Source organism: Streptomyces sp. WY228, from assembly GCF_019287315.1.
In the GTDB taxonomy this organism is placed as follows: Bacteria; Actinomycetota; Actinomycetes; order Streptomycetales; family Streptomycetaceae; genus Streptomyces; species Streptomyces caviscabies.
The window spans coordinates 118152-135579 of record NZ_CP079114.1; the positions used below are offsets into that span (position 1 = coordinate 118152).

Sequence of the window (17428 nt, forward strand, 5' to 3'; positions counted from 1 at the left end):
CGGTTCGCGCAGTGAGGTTCACAGGGATGATCATCAGTACGAGGCGACGCTGGCTGCTCCTGGCCGTGGTGAGCGCAGGGCTCCTGTTGATCACGTTGGACAACTCCATCCTGTACTCGGCGTTGCCGACTCTGGTCGAGGATCTCGGCGCGAGCAGCTCCCAGGGACTCTGGATCATCAACGCCTACCCGGTCGTGATGGCCGGCCTGCTGCTGGGCAGCGGCACGCTCGGCGACCGGGTGGGGCACCGTCGGATGTTCCTGGTCGGCCTCGTGGTCTTCGGCGCGGCCTCGCTCGTCGCGGCGTTCTCCGCCGGCCCGGAGGCGCTGATCGCCGCCCGGGCCTTCCTCGCCGTCGGGGCCGCCGCGATGATGCCCGCCACGCTGGCCCTGATCCGCGTCACCTTCGACGACGAGCGCGAGCGCAACGTGGCCATCGCGATCTGGGGAACCATGGCGGTCGTGGGCAGCGCGCTGGGCCCGATCGTCAGCGGGATCCTGCTGCAGCACTTCTGGTGGGGGTCGGTCTTCATCATCAACGTCCCCGTCGTCGTCGCGGCGGTCGTCGCCACACTGGCCCTCGCTCCCCCGAACGACCCGGACCCCTCCAAGCAGTGGGACCTCACCTCCTCGCTCCTGGCACTCGTCACCCTGGTCGGCCTGGTGATGGCGATCAAGGAGACGGCGAAAGCCGACCCCGCTCCGGCGGTCATCGCAGCCGCCCTCCTCGCGACCGCGGTCGGCGGACGGGCGTTCGCCCGGCGCCAGCGCCGCCTGCCCTACCCCCTGCTGGACTTCGCCATCTTCCGCAACCGTGCCTTCCTCGCGGGTGTACTGGCCGCCGGATTCGCGCTGTTCGCCCTGGCCGGTATCCAGCTCGTCACCACGCAGCGCTTCCAGCTCGTGGAGGGCTTCACTCCGTTGCGGGCCGGGTTCCTCGTCGCGGCCGTCGCCGCCGGCGCGTTCCCCACGGCGATGCTCGGGGGCGCGATTCTCCACCGCGTCGGCCTGCTGCCCCTCATCACCGGAGGCCTCGCCCTCGGGGCCGTCGGCACCGTGGTGGCCCTGATGAACTTCGCCACCAGCACGCCCCTCCTCGTCACCGGGCTGATCATCACCGGCGGCGGTCTCGGGGCGGCCATGTCCGTCGCCTCCAGTGCGATCATGGGCAACGTTCCCGCCTCCCGAGCGGGCATGGCCTCGTCCGTCGAGGAGGTCTCCTACGAGTTCGGCGGCCTGGTCGCGGTCGCGCTCCTCGGCAGCCTGCTGACGGCCGTGTACTCCGCGACCATCGACCTCCCCGCCGGAGTCCCCGACCGGGCGCGCGACAGCCTCGACAGCGCGCTCGCCCTGGCGGACGAGGGGGCACGGACGAACATCCCGCTGGTCACAGCAGCCTCGGAAGCGTTCGACGGAGCGTATCTCGCCGTGATGATCGTGGTCGCCGCCGCCCTCGCCATCGGCACGCTGGCGACCGGGCTTCTGCTGCGCCGCCACGGCCCCGGCTCGGCCCTGACCGGCCCCGCGCAGCACTGACCCCCCGACAGCAGCAGGGAGCGACCATGCGAACCAGCAAACGAACCCAGATCCTCGACGCCGCCACCCGGGTCGTGCAGCGTGAAGGCGTCAAGAGCGTCACCTTCGACTCCGTCGCCGCGGAGGCCGGACTGACGAAGGGCGGGCTCCTCTACCATTTCGCCTCGCGTGACGACCTCATCCAGGCGATCCACCAGCATCTGGCCGACCGCTGGGAAGCCGATCTGGTCGCCGCGGCGGGGAAGCCCGCCGCCGAGGCCACCCGCGACGAACGGCTGGCCGCGTACACGCGGGTCGCCATCCAGAGCGCCACCCGGGCCGAGCTGCTGCTCATGCTCGAAGGGTCGACGAACACGGCACACGCGGCCGTTTGGAAAGCCGTGACGGAACGGTGGGCGCCGCCCCCGCCCCCGCCCCCGGCATCGGCACCGGCATCGACATCGGCCGATCCTGCCGCGCTCGACCGGTTCATCCTCCGCCTGGCAGCCGACGGCCTGTGGCTGTACGAATCCCTCACCTCGGACCGGCTGGACCCCGCGATGCGGCAGGCCGTCGCCGAGCGCATCGCCGACGCCCTGGATCAGTAGGCGTCGGCAGCCTTTCCCAGGGCGGTGGTGAGACGGCCCAGCACGTCCTGGAGCCCGAGGACCTCGTCCAGGGACAGGCCGGTCGCGGCCAGCACGCCACGAGGGACGGACAGTGCGCGCTCACGCAGTCGCGTGCCCTCGTCGGTCAGGTCGATCACGACGGAGCGCTCGTCCTCACGGCTGCGCTCGCGCCGGACCAGCCCAGCCGTCTCCAGTCGCTTCAGCAGCGGCGAGAGGGTCCCGGAGTCCAGTTGGAGACGCTCCCCGATGGCCTTGACCGACTGCGGGCCGTGCTCCCACAGGACCAGCATGACCAGGTACTGCGAGTAGGTGAGACCGAGGTCCTTCAGCGCCTGCCGGTAGAAGCCGCCGAACGCTCGCGACGCGGCGTGCAGCGAGAAGCAGACCTGATGGTCCAGCCGCAGCAGTTCCGCGTCGGGGACGGCGGGCAGTTCGGGCGAGGCGCTCGGGGCAGTGGTCATGGAACCAGCGTACCGCCGACCATGCCATTGAGTTGTGCACAACTTAGTTGTGTGCAATCTTTATATCAGTGGCCGCGACCAACCTGGTCGGGGCTCCAGAGGAGGGTCACCCATGGACGCGTTGTACACCGCCGCCGCCACCGCCAACGGGCGCGAGGGCCGTGCCGTCAGCTCGGACGGTCAGATCGACCTGCCCCTCGCCATGCCCCCGGCCCTCGGCGGCAACGGCAAGGGCACCAACCCCGAGCAGCTCTTCGCCGCCGGCTACGCGGCCTGTTTCGCCAGCGCGATGGCCGCGGTCGGTCGCGAGATGAAGGTGGACACGAAGGACGCCTCCGTGACCGCCGAGGTCTCCATCGGCAAGGAGGGCGACGGCTTCGGGCTCGCGGTGGTCATGCGGGTGGAGCTGCCGGACTCCCTCGCGGGCGAGGCCGGGCAGAAGCTGGTCGAGGCCACGCACGCCTACTGCCCGTACTCCAAGGCCACGCGGGGCAACATCGACGTCGAGCTCGTCATCGAGTAGTCCCCCGCTTCCGCCCCTTCCCGTCCCGCGCCCACCCGCATCCCACCGTCGCCGCGGCGGGGGCCGGCCGAGAACGCCATCGGCCGGCCCCCGCTCGTCGCGGTGCGACGTCGTCGCGGCCGTCAGCCCTTCAGGCGGGCCAGCACCGTGTCCACCGCGCGGTGGACGGCCTCGCGCGCCTCGTCGGTCGGGTCGAGCGTCTCGAAGCCGTGGCGTCCTTCCGGTACGTCGATGATCTCGACGTTCGCCTCGCAGCGGGCGGCCTCGGTCAGGAACTCCTCGACCGTCGCGGCGATCTCGGCCATCTCGCGTCCCGCCCGGACCAGCACGAAGGGCAGGTGACCGGCGCCGGAAACCGCCCGGACCGGGTTGAAGCGGGTGTCGGTCAGTCCCCAGCTCGGCAGCGGCGCGAGGATCGGGTAGTTCGCCGCCACGCAGCGCAGCCACACCGGGGGCTTCGCCAGCCAGTCCGCCGCGAGCGGGCCCCCGCCCGAGAAGAACCAAAGCGCGACCCGGTCCGCGTCCACGCGCGGATCGGCGCGCACCCGCTCCACCGCGTCGGCCACGTCCCCGGCGGCCGTCCCGTAGTCGGCCACGGAGCGCAGGCGGTGGTCGAGCGTCACGCCCACGGCTCCCCGCCCGGCGACGTACCGCGCGTATCCCGTCAAGGTCGGCCAGTCCCGGGGCGTCGGCCGCGCCTCGGCGGGTACCGGGCCGCCGTGCACGAACACCACCGCCGGGTGCGGCCCCGGACCGTCCGGCGGATACAGGTCGGTGTTCCCGGTCCGCTCGCGGGGCCGCTCCGGTACGTCGAGGAGGAACGGCCGCAGATGGGCGGGCGGCTCGGCTCCATCGGTGGCTGAGGTCAGCCGGTGGCCCGCGCCGGCGGCGGCCTCGATCAGGGTCGCGGCCAGTTCGGCGGGGCAGGACAGCATCGGCCAGTGCCCCGTGGGCAGTTCGAAGAAGGCCACCCGGGCGTCGGCCAGTGCGCGGAGGGCCCGATCGCCGACGTCCACCATGATCTGGAGCATCCCGATGCCCGGTCCGTTGCCGGTGCACAGCACCCCGGTCACGGGCACCGCGGCCACGGCGCCGGTGAGTCGCAGCGGCTGGAGCAGCGTGCCCAGGGGCTGCGGCGCCGCGAGGGCGGTGAGCCCGTCGAGCGCCGCGTCGGAGAGGCCCGCGGTGCTCCCCCAGCGGGACCACGCGTCCCGGTCCGGGGGTGGCAGCTCACCGCCGCCCGCCCCCTCCCCGCTTCCGGCGGCCCGCTCCGCCACCTCCTCGCGCAGGCGCTGATCGGGCACCGCGGCCAGGGCGGGAACACCGTCCTGCGGCATCCCGGCGTCGAGGTGGACGATCCGGGCGATCGCCCCGGCCCGCCGGTCCGCCGCGCCGAGCACCGGGTGGATGCCGTAGTCGTGGCCGACGAGCACGACCTCCCCGCCCGGCTCCGCCTCCGCCACCACCGCGTCGATCACCGCGAGCACGTCGTCGATATGCGTCTCCAGGTCGACGGGCCGGCCGGAGCCGCCGGTGCGTCCGCCGAGTCTGGTGAGCGCGGCGATGCGCACCGCGGCGCCGTCCGCGGTCAGCCGCGCGGCGGTGTCCTCCCACACGTGCGGCCCGGTGAACGCCCCGGCCACCAGAATGAATACGGTCATGGCCCCTCCTCGTCACGATGTCTCCCGCGCACCGGCCCGAACCCCCGGCAGCGCTCGCCGGTACCGTAGGAACTCCCCCTGGTGGAGGTTCAAGTGTTCTCGTCGTACGACGGCTTGTGCACCATCGGCGAGCTGGCCGAGCACGCGGGCGTCAGCGTCAAGACCGTCCGCTTCTACTCGGACCGCGGGCTGCTGCCGGAGGCGTCCCGCAGCACCGGCGGTCACCGCAGGTACGCCCCGGAGGCCGTGGAGCGGCTGGCCATGATCCGCTCGCTGCGCGGCCTCGACCTGCCGGTGCCCGAAGTGCGCCGCATCCTCGACGAGCAGGACGAACGGGACGGAGCCGGAGCGGAAGGCGCGGACGGTACGGGAGGCGCGTTGGAGGACGCGGTGGCCGGGCGGCTGCGTCTCCTGGGCTCCGAGCTCGCGGCGCTGCGCTGGCGAGAGGCGGCGCTCCGGCTGGTCCAGGAGTGCCCGGCGGCCGAACGGCCCGCCCGGCTGAGGCTGGTCGGTGCGGTCGCCGCCCCTCCCAACACCGCCTCGCTGGCCCGTTTCTGGCGTTCATGGCTGCCGGCCCGTATGCCCGCCCGCTCCGTCACCGCGTTCCTGGAGGCGGCGGTGCCGCATCCTCCCGACGATCCCCGGCCGGCCCAAGTCCTGGCCTTCGCCCGGCTGCACGCCTTCGTGACCCGCCCCTGTGACGGCAGGGGCGGCTCCTCCCAGCCCCGGGCGCACGGCGTCGCGGGGGCCCGTGCGCCGGCCGTGCTCTACGCGGGGCTTGCCGAGGCGTACGACCTGGCGGGCGGTGAGCTGCGCCGTGGGGCGGAGCCCGCTCCCGGTGAGGCGCTGGACGGATTCGTGGACGCGTACGCCCGCACGTACGGCGCCCACGACACGCCGGCCTTCCGCCGGGTGCTGGCCGGCCGGCTGGCGACCGATCCGCGCATCGACCGGTACTGGGACCTGACGGCCGAGGTGATCAGCGCTCCCGGCGGCCGTCCCGAGCCGACCCCGGGTTCCGCGCACGACTGGCTCCTTGCGGCGCTGGAGGAAGCGACCGCCTGAAGAAGCCCTGACGGCCTCACCGGCGCCCGGCCTCGTGACTGCTGACGTTCGTCCGAGCGGTTCGTCCGATCGCTTCATCCGAGCGGTTCGTCCGGGAGGTTCGTCCCGGCGGGGCGTCCGGGAGGCAAGCCGGGAACTACTTCCCGGACCGAGCGGCGCGCAGGAGCCGCAGCTGGCCGATCTCGGCCACGTTCTTCATCAGCTCGGCGTTCACCCAGGCCACCGTGTCGGCCACGGTGCGTCCCGGATCGTCCTGCCACGGGAAACGGGCCGGGGCGTCGAGATCAGCATCGGTGAAGCCTTCCAGCACGACCAGCCACGCCGACCGGAGCTCCCGCAGCCACTCGATCACGCGGTAAGGGTCACCGCTCCACGTCACTTCGGTACGAGGGCGCGGATCGCGTCCGTTGGCGTGCTCGACCGCGGCGTCCCACCACCAGCCGATGTGCCAGCCGAGCCATCCGATGGTCGGAACGGGCACCGGATCGGGCTCCGTATCCGCCCAGTCCGGCACCCAACTTCCATCAGGTGTTCGACGCACGGTCCAACAGTGCGTGGCCGGCGGCTCCCACAGAATGTCCTCCGGCCGCAGACGCTCGAGGTGGTACTCGAAAAGAGCCCAGGTCAGGTCGAACTGTCGGCAGAGCACGTCATGTCGTACAGAACTCATGACGCGACCGTTCCACATCGGCACGGGCAAGCCCATCGCTTTTCGAACCCGGCCCTTCCGACGGGCTCAGGCGGCGATGACCGCGGCGCCGACCCGTCCGCCGTCGACGTCCACCACCGTGCCGTGCACCAAGGCCGCCTCGTCGCTCGCCAGCCAGACGGCGGCGTGGGCGATGGCCTCGGGGGCTCCGATGCCGCCGGCCGGGGTGCCCTTCATCATGACCTGGGCGGGGTGCGTCCCGCTGTCCCTGACGGCGGGTGCGGCGATCACGCCCGGGGAGACGGCGTTGACCCGTACGCCCTGCGGGCCGAACTCGGCGGCCCAGCCTCGGGTGAGGGTCTCCATCGCGCCCTTGGTGGAGCTGTAGAGGGTGCCGACCGGGATGCCGAGGCGGGCGACCCAGGAGCCGAGGTTGATGACGGCTCCGCCGCCCGCCCGGGCCATGGCCGGGGCGACGGCGGCGGTCAGGAAGAAGGGCGCCTTGACGTTCACCGCGTAGACGCGGTCGAAGGTGTCCTCGTCCGTGTCGGCGGTCGTGGAGCCCGGGAAGATCCCGGCGTTGTTGACCAGGATGTCGATGCGGCCGCCCAGTACCCGGGTGGCCTCCTCGGCGCGCCGGCCGGAGACCGCGGCGGTGCCGTCGAGGTCGGCCGCCACGAAGTCCGCGCGTCCGCCGGCCGCGCGGATCGATCCGACGACCGCGAGCCCTCGTTCCCGGTGGCGGCCGGAGACGACCACATGGGCCCCTTCGGCGGCGAACGCCTCGGCGATGGCCTGCCCGATGTTGCTGGTCGAGCCCGTGACGAGCGCCGTCTTTCCCTCAAGTCGTCCACCCATGGCACGTCTCCTCTTCTCATGATCGTGTGCACGCTCCCGCGTCCGGGGGCCTCGCCCGGCCGGCTCCGCGGGACGGTCCGGTACTCCGGACCACGGCACCGACTGTGCTCCGATGAAAATGGACCGGCAAGTCCAGTCCGGAGGCTCCCTCGCAGGCGGCTCACCGTGTCGGCGGCCGCCTAGGATGGACCCGTCGGTCCAGTCGAGGAGGATGTCGATGTCACAGGCTTCGACCGCGAAGGGGCGCGCCACCCAGGCCCGTATCGTCGAGGGCGCCGCGGAAGTGCTGCGCGAGCAGGGCGTCGCCTTCACCACGCTGGACGACATCCGGGACCGCACCGGTACGAGCAAGAGCCAGCTCTTCCACTACTTCCCCGGCGGCAAGGACGAACTGCTGCTGGCCGTAGCGGAGTTCGAGGCGAGCCGCGTACTGGCGGACCAGCAGCCGCATCTGGACTGCCTGGACTCCTGGGAGTCCTGGTACCGCTGGCGGGACGCGGTGGTGGAGCGGTACGAGCTGCAGAACGACCAGTGCCCGCTGGGGTCGCTGTTCCTGCAGGTGGGCCGTACGGAGCCGGGCGCGCGGGCCATCGTCGCCGAGCTGATGCGCCAGTGGCAGGAGCGCATCGCGGACGGCATCCGCACCCTGCGCGCCCGCGAGCTGGTCCCGGCGTCCGTGGACGTCGACCGGAACGCCGCCGCGCTGCTGGCCGGGATCCAGGGCGGGGTGTCGATCATGATGTCCACCGGCAGCTCGGCCCATCTCAAGGCCGCCCTGGACACCGGGATCGAGCAGCTCCGTGCCGCCCCGGCCGGCGCCCGCTGAGCTGCCCGGTCGGCCTGCCCGAAAACCGCTCCCCCTGCCCCCTCCGGAACACCCGCGCCCCTCCGGACCTGCCGAGGTCAGCCGGCGGCGTGCGGGCCGAAACGTTCGGGGGCGAGCTTCGCCAGCAGCGAGGTGACCACGAGATCGGTCGAGGCCGCCATGTCCACGGATTCCGGCGACAGCAGCCACTGGACCTGCAGCCCGTCCATGACCGCGATGATGGCGTTGGCCGCGTTGTCGGTCAGCTCCGCCCGGTCGGCGGGCAGTTCGCAGGCCTCGCGCAGGGCGTCGGAGACGAAGGCCCGCAGCCCGTGGTAGCGGTCGCGGAAATAGTCCTGGGCGGGGTGGTCGTCGGTGACCGACTCCGCCGAGAGCACCGCGTACAGCCGGACGATGCCCTCCCGTTCCGCGTTGAGCAGCGCGGTGCTGACCAGGTGGCGCAGGAATTCCAGCCCCTGGGGGCGGTCGGGTCCCAGGTGCTCGATGTCCCTCTGGTCGCGCAGTTCGAGCACGCTGGTGAGGAGCAGGGCCTTCGAGCGGAAGTAGTGCAGCACCCCCGCCTGGGTGAGGCCGACCCGGTCCGCGATCTCGGCGAGCGAGGCGTTGTTGTAGCCACGGGCGGCGAAGGCGTCCATGGCGATGGCCAGGATGTCCTGCTGTCGCTGCCGGGCTTCCGGACTGCGCGGCGTGCGGGGTCTGGCCTGACTGCGTGCCGGTCTGCCCACTGACTGGTTGCTCACCGGGTCAGCTTAAGCCTGCCGGAGCGCCGGTGAAGATCTTCCGGACAGCGCCGGAGAACACCGGGACCGACTACTTACTAACCACTTAGTGGGTGTGCTTTCATGCCGTTGTCCCGCCCTCTTGTGACCGGCACGCCCGGAGCGAGGCGTCCGCCGCGCCCTCCGGCGGCCGGGGTGCCACCTGTCAGCAGGTACGAACCCGAGGAGAGCCGCAACCATGCCAAGCCCCACCCCCCTGCGTTCGAGAGCGCGCGCGGCAGGCGCCGCGTTCGTCGTGGCCGTCGCCGCGCTCGGCGTCAACGGCGCCATCACCACCGCCCGGGCGGCCGACCCCGCCGCACAGGTCTGGGTCACCACCCCGGACGGCGCCAAGAAGCTCACCCCGGAGGGGAACGTCCCCTTCGACGGAACACCGCAGTCGGTCGACATCCGCGTCGACGCCGCCGACAAGGGCCAGAAGTTCACCGGTGCGGGGGCTTCGGTGACGGGCGCCTCCGCCCATCTCCTCCAGTCCCTCCCCCAGGCGCAGCGCACCTCGGTGCTGAGGTCGCTGTTCTCCACGGAGGGCGACGGCATCGGGCTCAACTACCTGCGTCAGCCCCTGGGAAGCACCGACTTCGACGCGAACTCCGACCCGTACACGTACGAGGACACCCGGGGCGCCTTCTCCATCGACCGGGACCGGAGCCAGATCCTCCCGGTGCTGAAGCAGGCCACCGCCGTCAATCCGGCCATCCGCTTCATGGGCTCACCCTGGTCGCCCCCTGCCTGGATGAAGACCAACAACTCCCTCAACGGCGGCAGTCTCCGCACCGAGCACTACCAGGCCTACGCCGACTACCTCGTCAAGGCGATCAGGGCGTACGGGCAGGAGGGCATCACCCTCACCGATCTCACGGCGCAGAACGAGCCGGAGTTCGCGACCAGTTACCCGTCCATGAGCATGACCTCGGCCCAGCAGGCGGACTTCCTCCGGGTGCTGGACCAGGCGCTCACCGCGGCGAACCTGCCGACCAACATCCTGGCCTACGACCACAACTGGGACCATCCGAACTATCCGCTGGACGTCTTCGCGCGGACGGGCGGCATCCAGCGCGTCATCGGCGCGGCCTTCCACTGCTACGGCGGAGCCCCGGCCGCGCAGAAGCAGATCGCCGACGCCGGAAAGCGGGTGTTCTTCACGGAGTGCTCGGGCACCGACAGCGAGAACCCGGCGACCACGTTCGGCGACACGCTCACGTGGCACGCCGAGAACCTCGTCGTGCAGAACATGCGCAACGGCGGTGAGACGGTCATCAACTGGAACCTCGCCCTCGACCGGAACGGCGGCCCCCATCAGGGGCACTGCACCAACCGCTGCAACGGCATCGTCGAGATCGACGGCGGCCAGGTGACCCGCAACGCCGAGTTCTACGTCCTCGGTCATGTCGCCAAGTTCGTCCGGGCCGGCGCGGTCCGGATCGGCTCCACCAGCCAGGGCGCGGGAGGGGTGCAGAACGTCGCCTTCCAGAACGGCGACGGCAGCCGCGCGGCCGTCGTCGTCAACACCTCCTCCGGGTCGCAGCGGTTCTCGCTGACGGACAACGGCAGGTCGCTGGCGTACACGCTGCCCGCCGGCGCCGTCGCCACCTTCACCTGGGACGGGAGCGGCGGCACGACCGACCCGCCCGCGGGCTCCATCGATCCCGCCGCCTGGTACCAGGTGCGGAACGCCAACAGCGGTGCCTGCCTCGACGCCGCCGACTGGGGCACGGCGAACGGCACCGCGCTCCAGCAGTGGGCCTGCGGGACCGGGGCCAACCAGCGCTGGCAGTTCCGGCCGACCGACGGCGGCCACTACCAGGTGGTTAACCGGCACAACGCGAAGGCCTGGGACGTCGACGGCGGTTCCGGGGCGACCGCGGACGGCACCAAGGTGCACCTGTGGTCGTACGAGGGCGGCGTCAACCAGCAGTGGCGGCCGGAGGCCCTGAGCGGCAGCGGACGGTACCGCTTCGTCGCCCGCCACAGCGGCAAGTGCCTGGCCGTCGACAACTCCTCGACGGCCGATGGGGCCAGGCTGTCGCAGCAGCCCTGTTCCGGCTCCGCCGCGCAGGCGTTCACCCTGACCGGCTGACACCACGGGCGGCCAGGACCGCGGCGGCTCCCCGGACGCATCGTGAGGGGGAGCCGCCGCGGTGCCCGTTCTCGGCGGCTCCCCACGCCCGGAGGGCCGCCGTCCGGGGCGGGTCAGGCGTGCCGTGCCAACCAGTCGGCGTAGCGGGTGGGGGCGATACGGGCACCGCGCTTCGGCGTGAGGACGTCGCCGCTGACCGCGGCGAACATCCCGGCGGTGTCGTCGGTGGTCACCGAGCGGCTGTCGCCCTTCGCGCGGAGCGTGATGAGGCCCAGTTCGTCCAGCGGGTAGGCGTCGGGTCCGGCGAGGTCGACGGTGCCCCGGAGCGGTGTGCCGGCCGCGACCTCGGCGACGGTGGCGGCGACGTCCTCGGCGGCGACCGGCTGGAGCCGGGTGCGCGGGAGGCGGACGGTGTCGTCGTCGGCGGTCCAGGAGAGGACGGCGTCGATGAACTCCATGAACTGCGTGGCGCGAACGATGGAGTAGGGCACACCGCCGGCCTTGAGCATGTCCTCCTGGAGTGTCTTGGCCCGGTAGTAGTCCAGTTCGGGCACCTGATCGACCCCGACGATCGACAGGACGACGAAGTGCCCGACGTCCGCCTTCCGGGCGGCGGCGGCGAGGTTGTCCATCGAGGTCCGGAAGAACGCCGGCGAAGCGTCGTCGAACGTCGGTGAGTTGGTGAGGTTGACGACCACGTCCGCACCGGCGAGGGCGGCGTCCAGGCCTTCGCCGGTGATCACGTCCACCCCGGTGGACTGGGAGTGGGGCACTGCGCGGTGACCGGCCGCGTCGAGATCCCGCACCACCCGGGATCCGATCAGTCCGGTTCCGCCGATGACGGCAATGTGCATGGCCCTGCCCTTCCTCGATCACGCGTCCCGTCCGGCCGCCGGGGCATCGCACCACCCGTCACCGAACGCGGACATTTCTTATCCGGAATCATACTCGGACATCGAACATCCGAGTATCTGGGGGGCGTGGATTAGAGTGAAGAAGTGAAAATGTCTGGTGGCGTCGAGTGGGCACTGCACTGCTGCGTCGTGCTGACCGCGACGGAGGAGCCCGCGCCGGCCGCGCGGCTGGCGGAGCTGCACGACGTCTCGCCCAGCTATCTCGCCAAGCAGTTGCAGGCCCTGTCACGGGCCGGACTCGTCCAGTCGGTCCAGGGCAAGGCGGGCGGCTACGTCCTCACCCGGTCACCCGCGCTCATCACGGTGCTCGACGTCGTCGAGGCGGTCGACGGCCCGGGGCCCGCGTTCGTCTGCACCGAGATTCGGCAGCGCGGACCGATGGCCACTCCCCCGGAGGCCTGCACCGCACCCTGCGCCATCAACCGCGCCATGGGCCGGGCCGAGGACGCCTGGCGGGAAGCCCTCCGCTCGGTCACCGTCGCCGACCTCGCCGCCGATGTCACCTCCGACTACGGGACCGGCGCGCTGGGCAGGATCAGCACCTGGCTGAACCCGGCCGAGGCCTAGCCCCGACCCCTGCGCCGACACTGACACCGACACCGACGAATTCGGGCGTGCCGGACACTGTCCCCGCCCGACGCGCCCTCATATGCTTCGCCTTCTGGCTGTTCGCCCGCTTCAGGAGGCTCCGTGCCGGCTCGCACCCTGTACTGCTACACGTGTGATTCCGATGAGAAGCACCGCCCTCTCACCACCGGCGAGAAGACCTGGCTCAGGGGCCGCACGGGCCGTCGGAGCGTCGAGGAGTTCTTCATGTGCGAGGCGCCGAGCTGCCGCAATGTGCGCAGCGGCTTCAACAAGCGCCCCTTCGCCCCGGTGATCCGCGTCCCTCTGCCGGACTGACCTCGCTCAGGGCGCTTCGACGGCTTCCTTGATGCGCTGCCCGAACGCCGGCGCGTCCTTGCGCGCCGCGCTTCCCGCGAAGCCGACCAGCAGCTTGCCGACTCCGTGCCCCTCCAGGACGTTGAAGAGCCTTACGTGCGTCCCGCCGTCCGGCGTACGTTCGAGGTCGTAACCGCCCTCCGCCGCGGTGATGAGGTTCTTCGACTGCTCGTGCCAGCGAATCCGGGTCGGGGCGACCAGTTCGCTGATCTCGAAGTCGCGCCGGGACGTCATCCCCGCGTCCTTGACCGTGCTGTGGAAGACGGTGCCGACGCGGGTCGGGCCGTTCGGTGATTTCTCGATGCGCTGCACCCGTGGGCTGAACTCGGGGTCGTGTTCGCCGTCCGCGAGGTAGGCGAAGACCTCCTCGATGGGCCGGTCGATGTCGACCGTGGCTTCGAAACGTGTGCTCATGGCTCTCTCCGGTCTGCTGGGGCGCGCACGGGAGATACGACGGGAACGGCCACCGCCGGAGGGGCGACCGCGCTCGGCGCGTCGCGGGCTCCACGCTACCGGAGACGGGCGAGGTCAGCCTCTCGGCCGGTGTCGCGGTGGGCGTCGGGCGGGTGGATCGCCGGGTACGGAGAATCCCCGGACCGTCATTGCGGTCCGGGGATTATCGCGCGTATATTGAATTCTTCTGCGCTTACGCAGAAAGGCCCCTCTCGGGGGCCTTATGGATACGAATATATCTGGCGGGGAGCCGTTTTGTCAAACCGGGAAAGCGACGAATTGCGGGAAGAGCAGGAATTCATCGATCGGCTCCATGCGCGGGTCGACGCCCTGCGCGGTGTGGCGGCCGACGGTGTCGAGCGCGCGCTGACGCCGGTCGGCACGGGTCAGCAGGCGCGGCTGGAGCGCGACATCCTGGTGGCGGAGCGCTCGGGGCTGCTCGCCGCGCTCGACGCGGTCGACGGATCCCTGTGCTTCGGTCGCATCGACCGCTCCGACGGGCTCGCGCACCACATCGGCCGGATCGGGATCCGTGAGGACGACACCGAGCACACTCCTGTTCTGATCGACTGGCGTGCGCCGGTGGCACGCCCCTTCTATCTCGCCACGGGGCACACGCCGATGGGGCTGCGCCGGCGTCGGCACATCACCACCGAGGGCCGCACGGTCACCGAGCTCCATGACGAGATCCTGGATCTCGGGGACCGGGACCGCACCGGATTCGAGGATCCGAACGGTGACGCCGTGCTGCTCGCGGCGCTCAACTCCGCGCGCACCGGGCGCATGGGCGACATCGTGCGGACCATCCAGGCCGAGCAGGACGGCATCATCCGGGCCCCGCACCGCGGTGTCCTCGTCGTCGAGGGCGGCCCCGGCACCGGAAAGACCGCCGTCGCGCTGCACCGGGCCGCCTTCCTGCTGTACGAGCACCGCGAACTGCTCGCCAAGCGGGCCGTCCTCATCGTGGGTCCCAACCCGGCGTTCCTGCGCTACATCGCGGAGGTGCTGCCCGCGCTCGGCGAGACCGGGGTGCTGCTCGCGACGCAGGCCGAGCTGTTCCCGGGGGTGCGCGCCACCGGTGCGGACACCCCGCGCGCCGCCACCGTCAAGGGCGGCGGGCCGATGGCGGAGGCCCTCGCCCTGGCCGTACGCGACCGGCAGCGGCTGCCGGAGCCCGGGGCCGCGATGGTGATCCCGCACGAGGACGGCGGAGACCTGATCCTGGACTGGGAGATCGCCTACGAGGCCCGGCAGGCGGCCCGGGACACCCGCCTGCCGCACAATCTCGCCCGGCCCCACTTCGTCTTCCGGGTCATCGACGCGCTCACCGCGCAGCTCGTCGAGCGCATCGGCGCGGACCCCTACGGCGGGCCCAACTTCCTCGGCCCCGACGACGTGGCGCTGCTCGGCCGGGACGTCGCGCTGAGCAAGGAGGTACACGCGGCCGTCGACGAGCTGTGGCCGCCGCTGACCCCCGAGGGCTTCCTCGCCGACTATCTGGCCGACCCCGTGTACGTACCGGAGGAGGACGCCGACGCGATCCGCCGCCCGGCCGGCGCCGGGGCGTGGACGCCCGCCGACGTACCTCTGCTCGACGAGGCCGCCGAGCTGCTCGGCGTCGACGACAGCGCGGAGCGGGCGGCGGCCGAGGCGGCCCGTCAGGAGCGGGTCGGCTACGCGCAGGGCGTGCTGGAGCTGTCGCGCGGTTCGGAGAGTTACGAGTTCGAGGACGAGGAGTCCGAGGTCCTCGCCGCCCACGACATCATCGACGCCGAGCGGATGGCGGAGCGCCACGAGGAGGCCGACCACCGCACCGCCGCCGAGCGGGCCGCCGCCGACCGTACGTGGGCGTTCGGGCACATCATCGTCGACGAGGCGCAGGAGCTCTCGCCGATGGCGTGGCGGCTGCTGATGCGCCGGGCGCCGACCCGCTCGCTGACCCTGGTCGGTGATCCGGCCCAGACCTCCGAGGAGGCGGGCGTCGGGTCCTGGGAGGAGATTCTGCGGCCGTACGTCGGTGACCGCTTCGAACACGTCACGCTGGAGGTCAACTACCGTACGCCCGCGGAGATCATGGAGCTGGCCGCCGGGGTCCTGCGGGAGAAGGACCCGTCGTTCACCGCCCCCGTCTCGGTGCGCTCGACCGGCGAGAAGCCGTGGAAGCGGGCGGCCGGGGAGGATCTGGCGGGCGCGGTGGCCGAGGCCGTCGTGGAACTGACGCCCCGGGAGGGACGCCTGGCGGTGATCGCGCCGCGTGCGCTGCACGAGGAGATCGCCGCACCGCTGGACGGTGTCGTGGCGGGTGAGGCTCCCGACCTCACACATCCGGTGGTGCTGCTGGATCCGCGCCAGGCCAAGGGGCTGGAGTTCGACCATGTGCTGGTCGTGGAACCGGCCCGGTTCGGCACGAGCGATCTGTATGTGGCGCTCACCCGTGCCACGCAGCGTCTGGGCGTCGTCCACCGGGAGGAGCTGCCCCCGGCGTTGCGATGACGGAGGTCGCGGGCAGTGGGGGTGGCCGGAGCACGGTGGGCGAACCCATAGGGTGACGCCATGTCTTCGCCCTTGAGTTCGACCAAGACCGCGGCTGCTCTCCGCACCTCGGCACGGGTCTCCGCAGAGTTGTTGTTGGTCCTGGTGGCGGCGGCGGTCGCGCTGTGGGTGCTGGGCCGGATGTGGTCGGTCCTCTGGCCGCTGATAGTCGCTCTGTTCCTCACCACCCTGACCTGGCCGCTCGCCCGCTTCCTGCGCGGGCACGGCTGGCGGCCCGCGCTCGCCGCGTCGGCGGTGACGGTGTTCTCCCTGCTGGTGGGGGCGGGCATCGTGGCGCTGATCGCGGTGCCGGTGGCGGACCAGTCCGGAGAGCTGGCCGGCCGGGTGGTCGACGGCATCGAGAAGCTCCGCGAGTGGGCGGCCGGACCGCCGTTGAACATCGGCGACGACCAGATCACCGGCGCCCTCGACACCGCGACCTCCAAGCTCCAGGACAGTGTCGGCAGTGTGGTCACCACCGCCGTCACCGGGGTGAGCACCGTGGTCAACGGGCTCGTCACGGCGGTACTGGCGGTCTTCCTGATGTTCTTCTTCCTCAAGGACGGCACGCGGTTCCTGCCGTGGCTGACGCGTCAGCTTCCCGGCAGGCTCGCCACCGACATCCCCGAGGTGGCCTCCCGCAGTTGGGACACCCTGGGCGCGTTCGTACGGTCCCAGGCGTTCGTCGGCCTGCTGGACGCGGTCTTCATCGGGCTCGGTCTGTGGATCCTGGACGTGCCGCTCGTTCTGCCGCTGGCGGTGCTGACCTTCGTCTCCGCGTTCGTGCCGATCGTGGGGGCGCTGTTCGCCGGATTCGTGGCGGTGGTCATCGCGCTGGTCTCGAACGGGCCGATGGACGCCCTGATCGTGCTCGGGATCATCATCGTGGTCCAGCAGTTGGAGGGCAATGTGTTCCAGCCCATGATCCAGAGCCGTGGGCTGGGTCTGCACGCGGCGACGATCCTGCTCGCGGTGACGCTGGGCGGCAGCCTGGCCGGTGTGGTGGGAAGCCTCCTCGCCGTCCCGCTGGCCGCGCTGCTCGGGGTGGCCTGGAACTATCTCCGCGAGCAGCTCTCGGAGGAGCCGCGGGAGCCGGAGGCCGAGGCCGGGGATCTGCCCGCGGACGCACCGGTTCCGACGTAGCTTCCGTGACCGGCGGGCGGGCGAGGGCAGCCGGGAGGAGTCAGGACGGGGAGCGGATCGCGGCCAGGAGCCGGGCGCAGCGCGCGGCCATCTCCGCTGCGGACTGCGGGTGCGGAGGTCTGTTGCGGCGTCGGCGTCCAACGTCGGCCGTCAGAACGTCCAGCCGGAACGCGCGTTTTCGTCGCGTGCCGCGGTGGGAAGGATGCGGTCAGAACGAACGCTTTTGACCGGGCGAGATCGAACGTTCGGCGGCGGGCGTGACGCCGGGTGGATCCGGGCGGGCCGATCTGTTCGGCAGGCCAGATCGGTTGTCGCCGGGTGGGGCGGGTCGACGCCCTGCCGGACATCAAGTGCGCCGAGCTCAGCGCTGCGTCCCAGAACCCGCGGAACCGCGCAGCCCAT

17 protein-coding genes are annotated in these 17428 nt (G+C 71.7%); 10 read left to right on the forward strand and 7 right to left on the reverse strand.

The annotated features are described in order from the left end of the window. Positions 1 to 26 precede the first annotated feature (26 nt). Together KV381_RS00495 and KV381_RS00500 are read left to right on the forward strand one after the other, a co-directional pair. Complete coding sequence (locus KV381_RS00495; RefSeq protein ID WP_218784225.1) at positions 27 to 1535, forward strand: MFS transporter; 1509 nt, start codon at positions 27 to 29, stop codon at positions 1533 to 1535. Positions 1536 to 1561: 26 nt separating this feature from the next. Continuing rightward, a complete protein-coding gene (locus tag KV381_RS00500; RefSeq protein ID WP_218784226.1) occupies positions 1562 to 2122 on the forward strand; it encodes a TetR/AcrR family transcriptional regulator in 561 nt (186 codons plus the stop codon). Here the strand turns inward: KV381_RS00500 and KV381_RS00505 are convergent. Beyond that, entirely contained in the window at positions 2116 to 2604 is a 489-nt protein-coding gene (locus KV381_RS00505; protein ID WP_030082230.1) for a MarR family winged helix-turn-helix transcriptional regulator, read from the reverse strand. The genes KV381_RS00500 and KV381_RS00505 overlap by 7 nt on opposite strands. Positions 2605 to 2716: 112 nt before the next feature. Here KV381_RS00505 and KV381_RS00510 point away from each other — a divergent pair, with 112 nt between their 5' ends. Next, the gene (locus KV381_RS00510; protein ID WP_030082228.1) at positions 2717 to 3127 is read left to right on the forward strand and encodes an Ohr family peroxiredoxin; all 411 of its coding nucleotides are present in this window, start codon (positions 2717 to 2719) and stop codon (positions 3125 to 3127) included. Positions 3128 to 3249: 122 nt separating this feature from the next. Here KV381_RS00510 and KV381_RS00515 read toward each other — a convergent pair whose 3' ends face one another. Beyond that, complete coding sequence (locus tag KV381_RS00515; RefSeq protein ID WP_218784227.1) at positions 3250 to 4788, reverse strand: alpha/beta fold hydrolase; 1539 nt, start codon at positions 4786 to 4788, stop codon at positions 3250 to 3252. 93 nt (positions 4789 to 4881) lie between these two features. Between KV381_RS00515 and KV381_RS00520 the strand changes: the two genes are divergently transcribed. Beyond that, positions 4882 to 5853, forward strand: coding sequence for a MerR family transcriptional regulator (locus KV381_RS00520; protein ID WP_218787154.1), 972 nt, complete (start codon positions 4882 to 4884; stop codon positions 5851 to 5853). A 136-nt stretch (positions 5854 to 5989) separates the two neighbouring features. Here KV381_RS00520 and KV381_RS00525 read toward each other — a convergent pair whose 3' ends face one another. Together KV381_RS00525 and KV381_RS00530 are read right to left on the reverse strand one after the other, a co-directional pair. Then, positions 5990 to 6523: a DinB family protein gene (locus KV381_RS00525; protein ID WP_218787155.1), complete on the reverse strand. Its 534-nt coding sequence runs from the start codon at positions 6521 to 6523 to the stop codon at positions 5990 to 5992. 66 nt (positions 6524 to 6589) lie between these two features. Continuing rightward, on the reverse strand, positions 6590 to 7360 hold the full coding sequence (locus KV381_RS00530) for an SDR family NAD(P)-dependent oxidoreductase (RefSeq protein ID WP_218784228.1): 771 nt from the start codon (positions 7358 to 7360) through the stop codon (positions 6590 to 6592). A 217-nt stretch (positions 7361 to 7577) separates the two neighbouring features. Here KV381_RS00530 and KV381_RS00535 point away from each other — a divergent pair, with 217 nt between their 5' ends. After that, positions 7578 to 8186, forward strand: a complete 609-nt coding sequence (locus tag KV381_RS00535; RefSeq protein WP_193464026.1) for a TetR/AcrR family transcriptional regulator — start codon at positions 7578 to 7580, stop codon at positions 8184 to 8186. A gap of 77 nt (positions 8187 to 8263) precedes the next feature. Here KV381_RS00535 and KV381_RS00540 read toward each other — a convergent pair whose 3' ends face one another. Continuing rightward, positions 8264 to 8926: a TetR/AcrR family transcriptional regulator gene (locus KV381_RS00540; RefSeq protein ID WP_256994998.1), complete on the reverse strand. Its 663-nt coding sequence runs from the start codon at positions 8924 to 8926 to the stop codon at positions 8264 to 8266. A gap of 217 nt (positions 8927 to 9143) precedes the next feature. Here KV381_RS00540 and KV381_RS00545 point away from each other — a divergent pair, with 217 nt between their 5' ends. Beyond that, positions 9144 to 11042 carry an RICIN domain-containing protein gene (locus tag KV381_RS00545; protein WP_218784229.1) on the forward strand — a complete coding sequence of 633 codons (1899 nt, stop codon included), beginning with the start codon at positions 9144 to 9146 and terminating at the stop codon, positions 11040 to 11042. Between the two features lie 113 nt (positions 11043 to 11155). Here the strand turns inward: KV381_RS00545 and KV381_RS00550 are convergent, their stop codons facing one another. Continuing rightward, entirely contained in the window at positions 11156 to 11896 is a 741-nt protein-coding gene (locus tag KV381_RS00550; protein WP_218784230.1) for an SDR family oxidoreductase, read from the reverse strand. A 150-nt stretch (positions 11897 to 12046) separates the two neighbouring features. Between KV381_RS00550 and KV381_RS00555 the strand changes: the two genes are divergently transcribed. Then, a complete protein-coding gene (locus KV381_RS00555; RefSeq protein ID WP_218784231.1) occupies positions 12047 to 12523 on the forward strand; it encodes an Rrf2 family transcriptional regulator in 477 nt (158 codons plus the stop codon). Positions 12524 to 12646: 123 nt separating this feature from the next. Continuing rightward, positions 12647 to 12859, forward strand: a complete 213-nt coding sequence (locus tag KV381_RS00560) for a hypothetical protein (RefSeq protein ID WP_030082214.1) — start codon at positions 12647 to 12649, stop codon at positions 12857 to 12859. Positions 12860 to 12865: 6 nt separating this feature from the next. Here KV381_RS00560 and KV381_RS00565 read toward each other — a convergent pair whose 3' ends face one another. Continuing rightward, positions 12866 to 13312 carry an SRPBCC family protein gene (locus KV381_RS00565; protein WP_030082212.1) on the reverse strand — a complete coding sequence of 149 codons (447 nt, stop codon included), beginning with the start codon at positions 13310 to 13312 and terminating at the stop codon, positions 12866 to 12868. 318 nt (positions 13313 to 13630) lie between these two features. On the opposite strand from KV381_RS00565, the gene KV381_RS00570 reads away from it, so the two are divergent. Further along, on the forward strand, positions 13631 to 15844 hold the full coding sequence (locus KV381_RS00570; RefSeq protein ID WP_103538896.1) for an AAA family ATPase: 2214 nt from the start codon (positions 13631 to 13633) through the stop codon (positions 15842 to 15844). 60 nt (positions 15845 to 15904) lie between these two features. Beyond that, the gene (locus KV381_RS00575; protein ID WP_030082210.1) at positions 15905 to 17026 is read left to right on the forward strand and encodes an AI-2E family transporter; all 1122 of its coding nucleotides are present in this window, start codon (positions 15905 to 15907) and stop codon (positions 17024 to 17026) included. Positions 17027 to 17428: the final 402 nt, after the last annotated feature.

Coding starts and splice junctions, on each gene's coding strand:
- KV381_RS00495 (WP_218784225.1), top strand. CDS start 27: ATGATCATCAGTACGAGGCGACGCTGGCTGCTCCTGGCCGTGGTGAGC.
- KV381_RS00500 (WP_218784226.1), top strand. CDS start 1,562: ATGCGAACCAGCAAACGAACCCAGATCCTCGACGCCGCCACCCGGGTC.
- KV381_RS00505 (WP_030082230.1), bottom strand. CDS start 2,604: ATGACCACTGCCCCGAGCGCCTCGCCCGAACTGCCCGCCGTCCCCGAC.
- KV381_RS00510 (WP_030082228.1), top strand. CDS start 2,717: ATGGACGCGTTGTACACCGCCGCCGCCACCGCCAACGGGCGCGAGGGC.
- KV381_RS00515 (WP_218784227.1), bottom strand. CDS start 4,788: ATGACCGTATTCATTCTGGTGGCCGGGGCGTTCACCGGGCCGCACGTG.
- KV381_RS00525 (WP_218787155.1), bottom strand. CDS start 6,523: ATGAGTTCTGTACGACATGACGTGCTCTGCCGACAGTTCGACCTGACC.
- KV381_RS00530 (WP_218784228.1), bottom strand. CDS start 7,360: ATGGGTGGACGACTTGAGGGAAAGACGGCGCTCGTCACGGGCTCGACC.
- KV381_RS00535 (WP_193464026.1), top strand. CDS start 7,578: ATGTCACAGGCTTCGACCGCGAAGGGGCGCGCCACCCAGGCCCGTATC.
- KV381_RS00545 (WP_218784229.1), top strand. CDS start 9,144: ATGCCAAGCCCCACCCCCCTGCGTTCGAGAGCGCGCGCGGCAGGCGCC.
- KV381_RS00550 (WP_218784230.1), bottom strand. CDS start 11,896: ATGCACATTGCCGTCATCGGCGGAACCGGACTGATCGGATCCCGGGTG.
- KV381_RS00555 (WP_218784231.1), top strand. CDS start 12,047: ATGTCTGGTGGCGTCGAGTGGGCACTGCACTGCTGCGTCGTGCTGACC.
- KV381_RS00565 (WP_030082212.1), bottom strand. CDS start 13,312: ATGAGCACACGTTTCGAAGCCACGGTCGACATCGACCGGCCCATCGAG.
- KV381_RS00575 (WP_030082210.1), top strand. CDS start 15,905: ATGTCTTCGCCCTTGAGTTCGACCAAGACCGCGGCTGCTCTCCGCACC.